Source organism: Azospirillum sp. B510 (genome assembly GCF_000010725.1).
In the GTDB taxonomy this organism is placed as follows: Bacteria; Pseudomonadota; Alphaproteobacteria; order Azospirillales; family Azospirillaceae; genus Azospirillum; species Azospirillum lipoferum_B.
The window spans coordinates 3,017,444-3,030,724 of sequence record NC_013854.1; the positions used below are offsets into that span (position 1 = coordinate 3,017,444).

Annotated in this window: 13 protein-coding genes and 1 tRNA gene; 8 read left to right on the forward strand and 6 right to left on the reverse strand. The window is 69.4% G+C overall.

What is annotated here, in order from left to right; translation table 11 throughout:
• On the reverse strand, positions 1-1,149 hold the full coding sequence (locus AZL_RS14100) for an ABC transporter substrate-binding protein (RefSeq protein WP_042443209.1): 1,149 nt from the start codon (positions 1,147-1,149) through the stop codon (positions 1-3).
• Between the two features lie 200 nt (positions 1,150-1,349).
• Here AZL_RS14100 and AZL_RS14105 point away from each other — a divergent pair, with 200 nt between their 5' ends.
• Positions 1,350-2,279: a LysR family transcriptional regulator gene (locus AZL_RS14105; RefSeq protein ID WP_012975201.1), complete on the forward strand. Its 930-nt coding sequence runs from the start codon at positions 1,350-1,352 to the stop codon at positions 2,277-2,279.
• Between the two features lie 88 nt (positions 2,280-2,367).
• On the opposite strand, the gene AZL_RS14110 is transcribed toward AZL_RS14105, so the two are convergent.
• Both AZL_RS14110 and AZL_RS14115 read right to left on the reverse strand, forming a co-directional pair.
• A tRNA-Ser gene (locus AZL_RS14110) sits at positions 2,368-2,458 on the reverse strand.
• Between the two features lie 81 nt (positions 2,459-2,539).
• Positions 2,540-3,337 (reverse strand): alpha/beta hydrolase, encoded by a 798-nt coding sequence (locus tag AZL_RS14115; RefSeq protein WP_012975202.1) that lies wholly within the window; start codon positions 3,335-3,337, stop codon positions 2,540-2,542.
• Positions 3,338-3,452: 115 nt separating this feature from the next.
• Here AZL_RS14115 and AZL_RS14120 point away from each other — a divergent pair, with 115 nt between their 5' ends.
• Positions 3,453-4,715 carry a glycosyltransferase family 4 protein gene (locus AZL_RS14120; RefSeq protein WP_012975203.1) on the forward strand — a complete coding sequence of 421 codons (1,263 nt, stop codon included), beginning with the start codon at positions 3,453-3,455 and terminating at the stop codon, positions 4,713-4,715.
• 55 nt (positions 4,716-4,770) lie between these two features.
• The gene (locus AZL_RS14125) at positions 4,771-5,649 is read left to right on the forward strand and encodes a TIGR01459 family HAD-type hydrolase (protein ID WP_012975204.1); all 879 of its coding nucleotides are present in this window, start codon (positions 4,771-4,773) and stop codon (positions 5,647-5,649) included.
• 40 nt (positions 5,650-5,689) lie between these two features.
• Here the strand turns inward: AZL_RS14125 and AZL_RS14130 are convergent, their stop codons facing one another.
• The gene (locus AZL_RS14130) at positions 5,690-5,923 is read right to left on the reverse strand and encodes a ribbon-helix-helix domain-containing protein (protein ID WP_042443211.1); all 234 of its coding nucleotides are present in this window, start codon (positions 5,921-5,923) and stop codon (positions 5,690-5,692) included.
• A 393-nt stretch (positions 5,924-6,316) separates the two neighbouring features.
• Between AZL_RS14130 and AZL_RS14135 the strand changes: the two genes are divergently transcribed.
• The 4 genes from AZL_RS14135 to AZL_RS14150 all read left to right on the forward strand — a co-directional run bounded on the left by AZL_RS14135 (position 6,317) and on the right by AZL_RS14150 (position 10,258).
• Positions 6,317-7,492: a hypothetical protein gene (locus tag AZL_RS14135; RefSeq protein WP_148219328.1), complete on the forward strand. Its 1,176-nt coding sequence runs from the start codon at positions 6,317-6,319 to the stop codon at positions 7,490-7,492.
• Between the two features lie 11 nt (positions 7,493-7,503).
• Positions 7,504-8,442 (forward strand): SH3 domain-containing protein, encoded by a 939-nt coding sequence (locus AZL_RS14140; protein ID WP_012975207.1) that lies wholly within the window; start codon positions 7,504-7,506, stop codon positions 8,440-8,442.
• Between the two features lie 219 nt (positions 8,443-8,661).
• The gene (locus tag AZL_RS14145) at positions 8,662-8,928 is read left to right on the forward strand and encodes a hypothetical protein (protein WP_042443213.1); all 267 of its coding nucleotides are present in this window, start codon (positions 8,662-8,664) and stop codon (positions 8,926-8,928) included.
• 151 nt (positions 8,929-9,079) lie between these two features.
• On the forward strand, positions 9,080-10,258 hold the full coding sequence (locus tag AZL_RS14150) for an NAD(P)/FAD-dependent oxidoreductase (protein ID WP_042443869.1): 1,179 nt from the start codon (positions 9,080-9,082) through the stop codon (positions 10,256-10,258).
• Between the two features lie 78 nt (positions 10,259-10,336).
• Here AZL_RS14150 and ahcY read toward each other — a convergent pair whose 3' ends face one another.
• Positions 10,337-11,635 carry an adenosylhomocysteinase gene (ahcY, locus tag AZL_RS14155; protein ID WP_012975209.1) on the reverse strand — a complete coding sequence of 433 codons (1,299 nt, stop codon included), beginning with the start codon at positions 11,633-11,635 and terminating at the stop codon, positions 10,337-10,339.
• Positions 11,636-11,852: 217 nt separating this feature from the next.
• On the opposite strand from ahcY, the gene AZL_RS14160 reads away from it, so the two are divergent.
• On the forward strand, positions 11,853-12,944 hold the full coding sequence (locus AZL_RS14160; RefSeq protein WP_012975210.1) for a PA0069 family radical SAM protein: 1,092 nt from the start codon (positions 11,853-11,855) through the stop codon (positions 12,942-12,944).
• Positions 12,945-12,947: 3 nt separating this feature from the next.
• On the opposite strand, the gene AZL_RS14165 is transcribed toward AZL_RS14160, so the two are convergent.
• Positions 12,948-13,190 carry a hypothetical protein gene (locus AZL_RS14165; protein WP_042443215.1) on the reverse strand — a complete coding sequence of 81 codons (243 nt, stop codon included), beginning with the start codon at positions 13,188-13,190 and terminating at the stop codon, positions 12,948-12,950.
• Between the last annotated feature and the right edge of the window lie 91 nt (positions 13,191-13,281).

Below are 13,281 nucleotides of genomic sequence, written 5' to 3' on the forward strand. Positions count from 1 at the left end.
TCAGGATTTCGGCGCTTCGTCGACCAGATAGGTGCCGCTCCGCTTGAACGGCAGGAAACGGTCATAGAGCTCCTGCAAGGTCTGCTGCGGCTTCACCTCCGCGAATTTCTCCGGATGGATCCAGGTCGCCAGCGCCTCGATCGCCACGATGTTGTAGGGCGAGTTGTAGAATTCATGCCAGAGGGCATGGGCACGCCCGTCGCGGATCGCCCGCAGCCCGGCGAATTCCGGACGGGCGAGCACCTTGGCGAAGCTCTTCGCCGCCTCTTCCGGCGTGGCCTGGGCACCCAGCAGGACGCCGGGATTGCGGCTGCCGGTGGCGATATAGACGTCGGGATCGGCGGTCAGGGCATATTCGACGCTGATGTCGCCGATGGCGCCCGGCACCACGCCGGCGGCGATGTTGCGGCCGCCGACAGCGGCGATCACCTCGCCCATCCCGCCACCACCGGTGGTGTGGCCCGGCGACTGCCAGGCGCCGGCCAGCAGTTCCAGCATGACCTTCGGACGGGCGCTGTCCGGCAGCGACGACACCGCGTCGGTGATGCGCGCCAGATGGCGGTTGTAGAAGTCGAGATAGGCCGTGGCCTCGGCCTCCCGCCCCAGCGCCTTGCCGAGCGCGGTGAAGCTCTGCCGGGTGCCGTCGATCGGATGGACGCGGAAATCGACGAAGACGACCGGAACACCGGCCTGCGCCAGAACGTCGGCCACCGGGCTGTGCTCGGTCGGGCCATGGCCGGAAATGCTGAAGACGGCGAGGTCGGGCTTCAGCGCCAGGATCCGCTCGACGCTGACGCTCTGTTCGGAGGTTTCGCCGATCAGCGGGATCCTGGCCGCCTCCGGATATTGCGCGACATAGCCGTCGAAGGTCTTGGCGTCCAGCTTGCGCAGGTCGTTCTGCCAGCCGGCGATGCGCTTGAAGGGGGCGTCCCGGTCAAGAACCGCCATCGCGTAGAACAGCCGCCCTTCCCCCAACACCACCCGCTCGACATGGTCGGGCACCGTCACAGGACGGCCGAGCACATCGACCAGCTCGGCGGCGCGCACCGATGTCGGCGCCTGGACCGCCGTGAACAGGACAGCGGCCAGGACGACGCCGAGAGCCGCCCGCGATGCGGCGATGACGGAATGACGGAAGGGGGTGGGCATGATGATGAAGGCTCCGTTTTCCGGGGAGTTGCCAGATGGAGTTGCCAGATGGAGTCGCTGGCCGGTCGCCGCCGGCGCGGCAGACCTTTTTCCGAGGAGGGTTATGCCCCGCGCGGCCGGACGGGCGGAAATGAAAGCTCGACATTGCCACATGCGCCGGATGAATATGATTATCATTCCGAACGCTGCCGCCGCCCGTCATGGATCATCCGAACATCGCCACGATCGACCTGAACCTGCTGCGCGTGTTCGACAGCATCTTCCGGGAAGGCAACATCCTGCGCGCCGCCGAGCGCCTCGGCATGAGCCAGCCGGCGGCCAGCCACGCGCTCGCCCGGCTGCGCCATGCGCTGAAGGACGACCTGTTCGTGCGGTCGGCGCGGGGAATGCTGCCGACGGCCCGCGCGGAGCAGCTGGCGGGCCCGGTGCGGCAGGCGCTGAGCTATCTCGAACTGGGCCTGCAATCGGGACCGTTCGATCCGGCGACGGCGACGCAGCGTTTCACCATCGCCCTCGACAACGCCAGCGCGGTGTCGCTCTCGGCCCCGATCCTGGCCGCGGTGTCGGCCGCGGCACCACTGCTGCGGCTCGAGCTGCGTCCGAGCGGGACGCTCGACATCGACCGGATGATCGACGAGGCCGACCTCGACCTGTTCATCGGCAAGGCCCGCGCCCCGCTGGAGCGCTTCGCGTCGGAGGAGCTGTTCACCGACGATTTCGCCGTGCTGCACCGGGCCCGGAAGACCCCGGCGGAAGCGGCGGACACAAGGCCTCTGACGGTGGAGGAACTGACCGCCCGGCCGCATCTGCATCTGTCCTCCGCCGGCGACGACACCGACTTCCTGGACCGCTGGCTGGAGGAGCATGGCGCGCGGCGCGAGGTCCGCCATGCCGTGCCGCTGTTGGGCTGCGAGGCGGTTCTGGAGACGCAGGACTTCTTCATCGTGATGCGGCGGCGGATGGCGGCGGCACTGTGCCGGCGGACGGGGCTGGCGGTCAGCGACCTGCCCTTCCCGGCGCCGCGTCTCGCCACCTGCCTGCGCTGGCACCGCCGCCTGGACGCCCAGCCCGCCCATCAATGGCTGCGCCGGACGATCCACGCCGCCTGCGCGGAAATCCACCCCCGCTGACGGAACGGGACAGTCAGCTCTGAAGAAATTATCCAAATTAAAAAGGCTGAAGCGGATTTATTCAAATCAACGCTTCAGCCTGATTTCGTGGCGGAGGGAGAGGGATTCGAACCCTCGATACGCTTTTGACGTATACACACTTTCCAGGCGTGCGCCTTCAACCACTCGGCCACCCCTCCGCAGAGGCCCGCGTTATAGCCAGAGGTTCGCAGGGATGCAAGCCTCCGTTTCACACGGGCCGTGTTTTTTTGACGGCCCGGTCAGACCGCCCCGATCCCCTCCACCAGGGCGCCGACGGTGCGGCACAACAGCTCCAGATCCTGCGGACGGGACAGGCGGTGATCGCCGTCCTTGACCAGCGTGACGCGCACGTCGTCACCGGTCAGCGCCTCGGCGATGCGCAGGCTGACCTGCCAGGGGACGTCGGGATCGCGCTGGCCGTGCAGCAGGCGGACGGGACCGCCGAAGGCGATCGGACCACGCAGCAGCAGATGGTCGCGACCGTCCTCGATCAGGGCGCGGGTGATCGGCTGCGGTTCGGGACCGTACTCGGACGGGCGGTTCCATACCCCCTCCTCCAGGATCAGCCGGCGCACCCCGGCGTCGAAGATGTCCCACATCAGGTCTTCGGTGAAGTCGGGAGCCGGCGCGATGCCGACCAGCCCGGCGACCCGCTCCGGCCGGCGGAGTGCCGTCAACAACATCATCCAGCCGCCCATCGAGGAGCCGACCAGGATCTGCGGCCCCGCCGTCACCCGGTCCAGCACCGCCAGCGCGTCGTCGGCCCACAGGCCGATGGTGCCGTCGGCGAAGCGCCCGCTGGAGGCGCCATGGCCCTGATAGTCGAAGCGGGTGAAGGACAGGCCACGCGCCACCGCCCAGGCCTCCAACGCCGTCGCCTTGCCGCCGGTCATGTCGGACATGAAGCCGCCCAGGAACATCACGCCCGGCTTGCCCTGCCCGGAGGGACCGGCAGGGGTGTGGTGATAGGCTATGGTCGCGGCACCGCGCGTTAGGCTATGGTGCGCGCCGCCCGGTTGGGCTGCGGTCTCGGTCATACGCTCACCTTCGACAACGGACACCGGCACTCGGGTCGGGCACCGGGCTCGACGGGCATCGACATGCCGGAGGCCGCCGCCGTTCCCGGACCGCCTCTTGCGAGCAGCCGGCATCATGGATTTCGACCCCCACCTTACCACCGACCGTTCCCCGCGCAACGCGGACGCCAAACAGGACACCCCGGCCGGCCAGTCGCCGGAAGGTTGGCCGGGAGAGTGGCCGGGCGGCCGGGCGCCGACGGTGCTGCAGGTGGTGCCGACGCTGGTCACCGGCGGGGCGGAGCGCGGCTGCATCGACATGGCGCTCGCTCTGCAAACGGCGGGCGGCACGCCGCTGGTGGCGTCGGAGGGCGGGCCGATGGTGCGCGAACTGGACCGCGCCCGCATCGCCCATCTGACGCTGCCGCTGGCCTCCAAGAATCCGCTGACCATCCGCCGCAACGCCCGCCGGCTGGCCGCCATCATCCGCGAGCACAAGGTGGACATCGTCCACGCCCGATCGCGCGCGCCGGCCTGGAGCGCCTGGCTGGCCTGCCGCGAGACCGGCGCCCGCTACATGACCACCTTCCACGCCCCCTATAATTTCGGCAGCGGTCCGGTCACCGGCCGGCTGAAGCGCTGGTACAATTCGGTGATGGCGCGCGGCGAACGGGTGATCGCCATCTCCGGCTTCATCCGCGACCATGTGCTGGGCAACTACCCGGTTGATCCCAACCGCGTGCGCGTCATTCATCGTGGCATCGACCGCGGCGTCTTCGCCCCCGACCGGGTCAGCCCGGCGCGGCTGGTGACGCTCGCCAAGCAATGGAACCTGCCCGACGACCGGCCGGTGATCCTGCTGCCCGGCCGGCTGACCCGCTGGAAGGGGCAGACCGTGCTGATCGACGCGCTGGCCAGGCTGGGGCGCCGGGACGTGCTGGCGCTGCTGGTCGGCTCCGATCAGGGCCGCACCGGCTACCGGGAGGAGTTGGAGAACCGCATCGCCAACGCCGGCCTGCGCGGCATGGTGCGGATGACCGACCATTGCGGCGACATGGCCGCCGCCTATCTGTTGTCGACGGTGGTCGTCTCGGCCTCGCGCGAGCCGGAAGCCTTCGGACGGGTGATCGTGGAGGCCCAGGCGATGGGCAAGCCGGTGATCGTCTCGGCCATCGGCGCCTATCAGGAGACCGTCCTTCCCGGCGAGACCGCCTGGGTGGTGCCGCCGGACGATCCCGACGCGCTGGCCCGCGCGCTGGACGAGGCGCTGTCGCTGACCCCGGAGCAGCGCGAGGCGATCGGCGCCCGCGCCATGGCCTTCGTCGCCGACCGCTACACCAGGGACCGCATGTGCGCCGACACGCTGGCGGTCTATGCGGAGTTGCTGCAACCACGCTGACACCGCGCCGTTGACGCGATCCGCGCCCTCCCCACCATCCAACCGACCGGACACCATGGCCGACATCCGACAGATTTCCGGCATCGCCGCCGTGATCGACCGCTATGACGGGTTCATCCTCGACCTGTGGGGCGTTCTGCATGACGGCGAACAGCCCTATCCCGGTGTGCCCGACTGCCTGGACCGCATGCGCGCGGCCGGCAAGACCCTGTGCCTGCTGTCCAACGCGCCGCGCCGCACCCCCGGCGTGATCGGGAAGCTGGACGGCATGGGGCTGGGGCGCGAGCGCTACCACCATGTGATGACGTCGGGCGAAGCCACCTACGAGGCCCTGCGCGACCGCGACGATCCCTGGCACGCGGCGCTGGGCCGGCGCCTCTACCACATCGGCCCGGATCGCGACACCGACGTCTATGACGGACTCGGCTACGAGATCGCGGCGACCCCGGAGGAGGCCGATTTCGTCGTCAACACCGGCATCGTCACCTTCGGCGAGACGGTGGCGGACTATCAGCCGCAGTTGGACGCTTGTCTGGCCGCCGGCCTGCCGATGATCTGCGCCAACCCCGATCTGGTGGTGATGGTCGGACCGATGATGGTGATCTGCGCCGGCACGCTGGCCGCCCGCTACGAGGAGATGGGCGGGGACGTGCGCCAGCACGGCAAGCCCCATGCCCCCGTCTACGAGCGTTGCTTCAAGCTGCTGGGCATCGCCGACAAGAGCCGCATCCTGGCGGTGGGCGACAGCCTGCGCACCGATGTGGCCGGTGCCAACGCCGCCGGCATCGACGTCACCCTGGTCACCGCCGGCATCCACCAGGAGGAGCTGGGCGGGGCGGCCTGGGGCGAAGCCGTCGATCCGGTCAATCTGCGCGCGCTCGCCGATGCGTCGGGCCATATGCCCACCTATGCGGTGCCCAACCTGCGCTGGTAAGCTCCAGGGAATGGAGCGGACGGCTCTCCGCCCGCTCCCATCAGTCCAGCGGGACGGCGTCGTCCATCGCCCGGCGCAGCAGGGGCGACTGGCCTTCTTCGGCGAAACCGCGGCCACTGGTCGCCGTGCGGTAATAGCTGACGATGAAGACACGGATCGAGGCGGTCAGGTTCGAGTCTCCCCGACGCTCGTCGATCTGGGTGCAGATTTCATTCAGTGTCAGCCGCTCGCGCTCACAGATTTCCTTTAGCGAATCCCAGATATACGGCTCCATCCTCAAGCTGGTCCGGCGACCGCTCACTTTCACATTGCGGCAGAGCAGCCCCGGTCCTTCCTTGCCTCCGCCCGTGCCCCCCATCGGAAACCCCGTTCCCCATCCGTTGCGCGCCCCGATCGCTCGATGCGAGGCAATACATCCATTTGTGTGACCATATTGCAAGTGGCGTGTGCCATCCAAGTCCAATTCGACCCATGGCTGCGGCTTATCGCGACAATCGGGCACAGGCGGGTATTGCGTCCAACCGAAGATCGGCAAATGGCCGGGAAAAGCCGCTTCCCTTGACCGGCACCTTCGCTATACCAGTGCCGGGGCATTCCTGCGGGAACCGGACGGGAGCCGATGGAACGGAACAGGCCCGGACGACGGAAGAAGGGGCGAGGATCGGCGATGAAGCGACCGGGAAACGGACGATTCGCGGTCGGTATCGGGGCCGGCCTGATTGCCGCCCTTTCGGTCGGATGGATCGCCGTCACCGCACCAGCCGGCGGCGCCAGGGCGGCGGAAGCCGCCGATGCCACACCGGACGGGACGATCCCGGCCCCCGTCCTGCGCCCCCGGATCGAGGCGCTGCTGCCGGCGCCCTGGCGCATCGAAACGCTGACCGTGGAACCGCTGCCCGCTTCCCCATCCGCCGCCCCGCAACTGGCGGCCCGGGTGACGGCGAAGCTGGTTCTGGGCGGTCCGACCTATGTCGTGGACAGCCGCGAGGGGCCGGTGAGCTTCCTGCGCCCCGCGGCGGAGGCCGGACTGGTCAAGAGCTGGGTGGCGACGGCGCTCGCCACACGCGGCGCCAATGGCTGGACGGTGGCGCTGACGCCGCAAAATCCCGGCCTGTTCGACGGCATCGGCAAGCCGGCCGCCGAACTGCCCGGCCGCACGGTCGTGCTGGGCACAGCGGAGGCCAGGAGCCTGCGGGAGCAGCTCGACCGCGACGCCGCCCAGCGGCTGGCCGAGGACACCGAACGCCGCCGGCGCGACGAGGAGCGGCTGGCCCAGCAGACCGCCGCCGCCAAGGCCGAAGCGGCCCGCGCCGAGACGGAACGCCGGGCGGTCGAAGCGCGCATCGCCCAGATCGCCGATCTGCGCGGCAAGCTGACCGGCGGCGACCGCGCGGCGCGGCTCGCCGCCTTCGAGGCGGCGCTGGGCGGCAACGACCCGGCGCTGCGCCAGACGGCGATCGAGGCGGCGTTGCAGAGCCGCGATCCGGTGGTCGCCAATCTGGCGCTGAAGGATTGGATCGCCCGCCGCCGCGCCATCCCGATCCAGCTCTATGCCACCAAGGAGGATCCGAGTTCCGAGGTCGTGGTTCAGAATCTGGGGCCGATGACGCTGGAGATCGACGGCTTCAACCCGATCAACGGCGCCCTGGCCGGCAAGCTGGGCGCCCCCGGCTACAGCATCGCGCGGCCGTCCAGCATCGTCGGTACCCTGGCGCAGACCGAATTGTCGGTGAACTCCTTCGGCTGCGCGCTGACCCTGCGGCTGACCGAGCATCAGACGCTGGACGGGCTGCTGCGCTGCCAGACGCTGCCGACGCTGATCGCCCGCGCCACGCTCGGTTGAGGGGGAACGTGATGGCCGGAGCTTGGCGGAAGGGGGCCTTGCGCATCGCGGCGCCGATCCTGCTGCTGGGCATCCTTTCGCCCGCCCTTCCGCCGGCGGCGCATGCCGAGGCTCCCACCGAACGGCTTACACCCTCCCCCGCCCCCATCGTCGCCCTTCCCCGCCTGACACCGGGACAACGCCTCTCGCCGCCGCTGACGCCCGGCGTGGTGTGGGACCATCCGCCCGAAGTGGCAGCGCCGTTATCACCACCCGGCCCACAGCCCTCCCCGGCCCGGCCCGATCCCACCCGGCCCACGCTGAAAACCGTGGAGGCGGCTGCCGTCACGGCTCCGCCGCTTCCGCCACCGAAACCACTGAGCGTCCCGCCTCCCGAGACGGAGGCCAAGGAGCCGCCCCCCTCCCAGCCCCCTCCCGTCCAGCCCCCGGCCGTTCCGGCGCAACGGACGGTGACCGCCACCGCCGGCCTCTATCTGCGGGCAACGCCGGACGCCAAGGGCCGGGTGCTGGACACGGTGGAGAAGGGGGAACGGGTGACCGCCTTCGGGGCGCCGGCCAACGGCTGGCAACGGGTCGGCCGCGCCGGAAAGCCGCAGGGCTATGTCACCGGCGCCTATCTGGCGGAGGTCGCGGCCCCTCCCAAGCCCACGGCGACGCCCAAGCCCGACCGCTATGCCAAGGCCGATCCGGAGGATCGCGGCTGCGCCCTGCCCGACAGCCTGCCGGACCGGGCCCAGCGCCCGCGCCTGCCGGAAGGAACCGTCGCCCGGCTGCGCGCCGCCGGCAACCTGCGGGTCGCCCCGGTCTGCGACGCCAAGGTGCTGGACGTGCTGGAGGCGGGCGGGCGGGTCACCGTGATGGAGGCCGCCGGCGACTGGTACAAGGTCGGGCGCAGGGGCAAGGCGCTGGGCTATGTCGGCGCCGCCCTGCTCGCCCCCGTAACGCGCTGACGGAACGGACAGTCCGAAGGACGTCCCCCTACTCCCCGTGAAGGGGCTTGTTCGGCCGTGAAAAAGGATTCTACAACAAAGGGGAGGCCGAACTTTCGCGGACGAACGGAGCCCCCGACGCGCCCGCTTCCTCCGACGGTTCGGCCACCCCCGCCGGCCATGCGGCGCCGGTCCGGCCGGGCGGGGACGCGAAGCACGACCGGGACAAGGATCCTCACGATGTCGACCCAACACAAACAAGCCATGGACGCCGTCCTGCAGGCCGCCGCGCACGACATCGTCGCCACACTTCAGGAACGGGACGTCGCCGACCGCCACAGCGAGGAAGGCGATCTCGTCGTCCTCGACGTCGCCATCCTGCACGCCTACCGCATCTTCATGCGCATCTGCGAGGAGAATGGGCTGGACGTCGATGCCGGCTATTTCGCCGACCTCGCCGCCGATCTGGCCGAGGAAGTGGCGCAGGACCAGGATTACGAGGACTGAGTCAAGGAGCCGAGGCCGAGACCCGAATGCCCCCGCCCATCCCCGCGAGACGGAGGAACGGGCGGGGGCAAGTCCTTATTTGAGAGAGCGTTTTCCAGTGCCCCATCCCATCCCTGACGTGGCCATTGTCGGCGCCGGCCCCGCCGGGTTGATGGCGGCGGAGATCGCGGCATCCGCCGGCCTCGGGGTCGCCGTGTTCGACCACACGCCCACCCCGGCGCGCAAGCTGCTGCTGGCCGGGCGCGGCGGGCTGAACCTGACCCATTCGGAACAGCTCGACCGTTTCCTGCCGCGCTATGGCGCCGCCGAACCGCTGTTCCGCCATCTGCTCGCCGGCTTTTCGCCCGACGACCTGCGCGGCTGGGCGGCCGGGCTGGGCATCGAGACCTTCGTCGGCAGCAGCGGCCGCGTCTTCCCGGTGCGGATGAAGGCCTCCACCCTGGTCCGCGCCTGGTTGCGCCGGCTGGACGGGCTGGGCGTGACCCTGCACAGCCGCCACCGCTGGACCGGCTGGGACGAGACCGGCGCCCTGATCTTCCGCCATGGGGAGGAGAGCGTCACCGTCACCCCGCGCGCCACCCTGCTGGCGCTGGGCGGGGCGAGCTGGCCGCGCACCGGGTCCGACGGCGGCTGGCTCCCGCTGCTGGAAGGGCTGGGGGTGGAGGTGGCGCCGCTGGCGCCGTCCAACATGGGCTTCGAGGTGCCCTGGTCCGACCATCTGCGCGACCGTTTCGCCGGCCAGCCGGTGAAGAGCGTCGGCTTGTCCGCCGCCGGCCGCCGCCTGAAGGGTGAGTTCGTCATCACCGAAACCGGGATCGAAGGCGGCGCGGTCTACGCGCTGAGCGCCCCGCTGCGCGACGCCATCGCGACGGAGGGCTGGGCGACCCTGACGCTGGACCTGCTGCCGGACATGGCGGAGGCCGAACTGGTCAAGCGCCTGCGCCGCCGCGGCGCCGAGTCGCTGTCGACCTTCCTGAAGAAGTCGCTGTCCCTGACCGGCCCGCGCGCCGCCCTGCTGCGCGAGTTCGCTCCCGCCGCCGACCTGACCGATCCGGTGGCGCTGGCCCGGCAGATCAAGGGTCTGGCGGTGGTGTTGACCGGCGTCCGCCCGATCGAGCGGGCGATCTCCTCGGCCGGCGGCGTCCGCCTGGCGGAACTGGACGAACGGCTGATGCTGACCCGCCGCCCCGGCCTGTTCCTGGCCGGCGAGATGCTGGACTGGGAGGCGCCGACCGGCGGCTATCTGTTGCAGGGCTGCTTCGCCATGGGTGCCGCGGCCGGCAAGGGGATGGTGGAGTGGCTGAGCGCAGGGACCCAGAACAGAAACTGACTTTTCATTTGAAGAGCAGACAAAGAAAGAAGGGCCGCCCCACCGGGACGGCCCTTCTTCAGTCAACCCCACGTCCGCTCAGTAGCGGTAATGGTCCGGCTTGTACGGGCCGGCGGTCGGAACGCTGATGTAGGCGGCCTGCTTTTCGGTCAGGGTGGTCAGCTTGGCGCCGATCTTGTCCAGATGCAGGCGGGCGACCTTCTCGTCCAGATGCTTGGGCAGGACGTAGACCTTGTTCTCGTACTTGGCGGCGTTGGTCCACAGCTCGATCTGGGCCAGCACCTGGTTGGTGAAGCTGGCGCTCATCACGAAGCTGGGGTGGCCGGTGGCGCAGCCCAGATTGACCAGACGGCCCTGGGCCAGGACGATCAGGCGCTTGCCGTCGGGAAACACCACCTCGTCGACCTGCGGCTTGACCTCTTCCCAGACCAGATTGCGCAGGGCGTCGATCTGGATCTCGCTGTCGAAGTGGCCGATGTTGCAGACGATGGCGCGGTCCTTCATGGCCCGCATGTGGTCGATCGTGATGACGTCGACGTTGCCGGTCGCCGTGACGAAGATGTCGCCCAGCGGCGCCGCCTCGTCCATGGTGATGACCTGATAGCCTTCCATCGCGGCCTGGAGCGCGTTGATCGGGTCGATCTCCGTCACCATGACGCGCGCCCCCTGCGAGCGCAGCGAGGCGGCCGAGCCCTTGCCGACATCGCCATAGCCGGCGACCACGGCGACCTTGCCGGCGACCATCACGTCGGTGGCGCGCTTGATGCCGTCGACCAGCGACTCGCGGCAGCCATAGAGGTTGTCGAACTTCGACTTGGTGACGCTGTCGTTCACGTTGATGGCCGGAACCTTCAGCGTGCCCTTCTTCATCATCTCATAGAGACGGTGGACACCGGTGGTGGTCTCCTCCGACAGGCCGCGGACATCGTCCAGCATCGCCGGATACTTGTCGTGCATGATCTGGGTGACGTCGCCGCCATCGTCCAGGATCATGTTCGGGGTCCAGCCATCGGGGCCGCGCAGCGTCTGCTCGATGCACCACCAGAACTCCTCCTCCGTCTCGCCCTTCCAGGCGAAGACCGGGATGCCGGCGGCGGCGATGGCGGCGGCGGCCTGGTCCTGGGTCGAGAAGATGTTGCAGGACGACCAGCGCACGGTGGCGCCCAGCGCCGTCAGCGTCTCGATCAGGACGGCGGTCTGGATGGTCATGTGCAGGCAGCCGACGATGCGGGCGCCGGCCAGCGGCTTGGCGTCGCCGAATTCCGACCGCAGAGCCATCAGGCCCGGCATCTCGGTCTCGGCGATGGTGATCTCCTTGCGGCCCCAGCTCGCGAGGCTGATGTCCTTGACCTTGTAGTCCGTGAATTCGGCGGCCATGAGGGATGACTCCTGGTGGGCGGTGTGACTGGGCAGCGGTTTCAGGCGCGCCGGATCCCCGGCCCTGCCGCTGTACTTTGCCAAGGGTGTATCAGCGCGCCTAAAGCCGCGCAAGCATAAAGATATCTTTATGTTTGTTGGGTAGGGTGATCGATGGACCGGCCGCCGCCCCGTTTGTTCACTTTACGTTCTACCTCTCGGCGGCTAAGCTGCGGACATGGACGAGATAAGGCGACCACCGATCAAGGGCCGCGGGGCGGTCAGCAACGCCACCGGACGGTATGAGCGCGAGACCCGCGTCCTGACCGACGACGGCTGGACCGGCTATGACGGCGGCGCCAACGACGTGCTGTCCGATCCGGTGCGCACCACCGTCTCCGCCGCCTCGGCCCGATCGATCATCGCCCGCAACCAGTCGCCCGACGTCGCCTTCGACCAGTCGGTGAACCCCTACCAGGGCTGCGAGCACGCCTGCATCTACTGCTTCGCCCGACCGACCCACGCCTATCTCAACCTGTCGCCCGGACTGGATTTCGAAACGAAGCTGTTCGCCAAGCGCAACGCGGCGGAGCTGCTGGCCAAGGAGCTGCGGGCGAAATCCTATGTCTGCCAGCCGCTGGCGCTGGGCGCCAACACCGACGCCTACCAGCCCATCGAACGGACGGAGGGCATCACCCGGCGCGTGCTGGAGGTCTGCCGCGATTTCAACCAGCCGGTCACCATCATCACCAAATCGGCGCTGGTGCTGCGCGATCTCGACATCCTGGCGCCGATGGCCGCCAGCGGGCTGGCCTCGGTCGCGATCTCCGTCACCACCCTGGACCGCGACCTCGCCCGCGTGATGGAGCCGCGGGCCGGCACCCCGCCACGCCGGCTGGAGACCATCCGCGCCCTGGCGGAGGCCGGCGTGCCGGTGGCCGTTCTCGCCAGCCCGATGATCCCCGCCCTGAACGACCATGAGCTGGAGGCGATCCTGGCGGCGGCGGCGGACGCCGGGGCGACGGCGGCGAGCTATATCCTGCTGCGCCTGCCGCTGGAGATCGCCGGCCTGTTCGAGGAGTGGCTGCGCGTCCACGCCGCCAACCGCGCCGACCGCGTGCTGAGCCTGATGCGGCAGAGCCGGGACGGCGCGCTCTACCGCTCCGGATTCGGGACCCGGATGAAGGGCAGCGGTCCCTATGCCGAACTGCTGCGCCACCGTTTCAGGCTGGCTTGCCGGAAGCATGGGCTGGGCGAGCGGAACTGGCGACTCGATTGCAGCCGCTTCCGGGTACCGCCGGCGGCGGGCGACCAGCTCTCGCTGCTGTGACCGTCAGGAACGGCGGGACAGCCGGCCCCAGGGCGCCGGGACATCCGGCTGTGACGGGGCGGCTGCCGTCTTCGACAAGGCGGACAGGGTCAGGCGGCCGGTCGCCAGCATCGCCATCACCAGGGCGGGATGGGATGGGGGAGCGGTGGCGGCGTCGCCGGACTGGTCGGCCTGCGTCCCCGCCGTCTCCTCGTTCAGCGCCTCGTTGATGCGGGCGAAGGCTTCGATGTCTTTGATGTGCAGCATGGTCCGTGCCCCTCGGCTTCGACTTTTGTGCGTCGCAGCAAAAACGAAGGTAACAGCTCTGCCCTCGAATGGGTTCATGTGCGGCGCTTTG

Coding starts and splice junctions, on each gene's coding strand:
- AZL_RS14115 (WP_012975202.1), bottom strand. CDS start 3,337: ATGACCGAGACCGCAGCCCAACCGGGCGGCGCGCACCATAGCCTAACG.
- AZL_RS14145 (WP_042443213.1), top strand. CDS start 8,662: ATGTCGACCCAACACAAACAAGCCATGGACGCCGTCCTGCAGGCCGCC.
- AZL_RS14105 (WP_012975201.1), top strand. CDS start 1,350: ATGGATCATCCGAACATCGCCACGATCGACCTGAACCTGCTGCGCGTG.
- AZL_RS14100 (WP_042443209.1), bottom strand. CDS start 1,149: ATGCCCACCCCCTTCCGTCATTCCGTCATCGCCGCATCGCGGGCGGCT.
- AZL_RS14150 (WP_042443869.1), top strand. CDS start 9,080: ATGGCGGCGGAGATCGCGGCATCCGCCGGCCTCGGGGTCGCCGTGTTC.
- AZL_RS14130 (WP_042443211.1), bottom strand. CDS start 5,923: ATGGAGCCGTATATCTGGGATTCGCTAAAGGAAATCTGTGAGCGCGAG.
- AZL_RS14135 (WP_148219328.1), top strand. CDS start 6,317: ATGAAGCGACCGGGAAACGGACGATTCGCGGTCGGTATCGGGGCCGGC.
- AZL_RS14120 (WP_012975203.1), top strand. CDS start 3,453: ATGGATTTCGACCCCCACCTTACCACCGACCGTTCCCCGCGCAACGCG.
- AZL_RS14125 (WP_012975204.1), top strand. CDS start 4,771: ATGGCCGACATCCGACAGATTTCCGGCATCGCCGCCGTGATCGACCGC.
- AZL_RS14160 (WP_012975210.1), top strand. CDS start 11,853: ATGGACGAGATAAGGCGACCACCGATCAAGGGCCGCGGGGCGGTCAGC.
- ahcY (WP_012975209.1), bottom strand. CDS start 11,635: ATGGCCGCCGAATTCACGGACTACAAGGTCAAGGACATCAGCCTCGCG.
- AZL_RS14165 (WP_042443215.1), bottom strand. CDS start 13,190: ATGCTGCACATCAAAGACATCGAAGCCTTCGCCCGCATCAACGAGGCG.
- AZL_RS14140 (WP_012975207.1), top strand. CDS start 7,504: ATGGCCGGAGCTTGGCGGAAGGGGGCCTTGCGCATCGCGGCGCCGATC.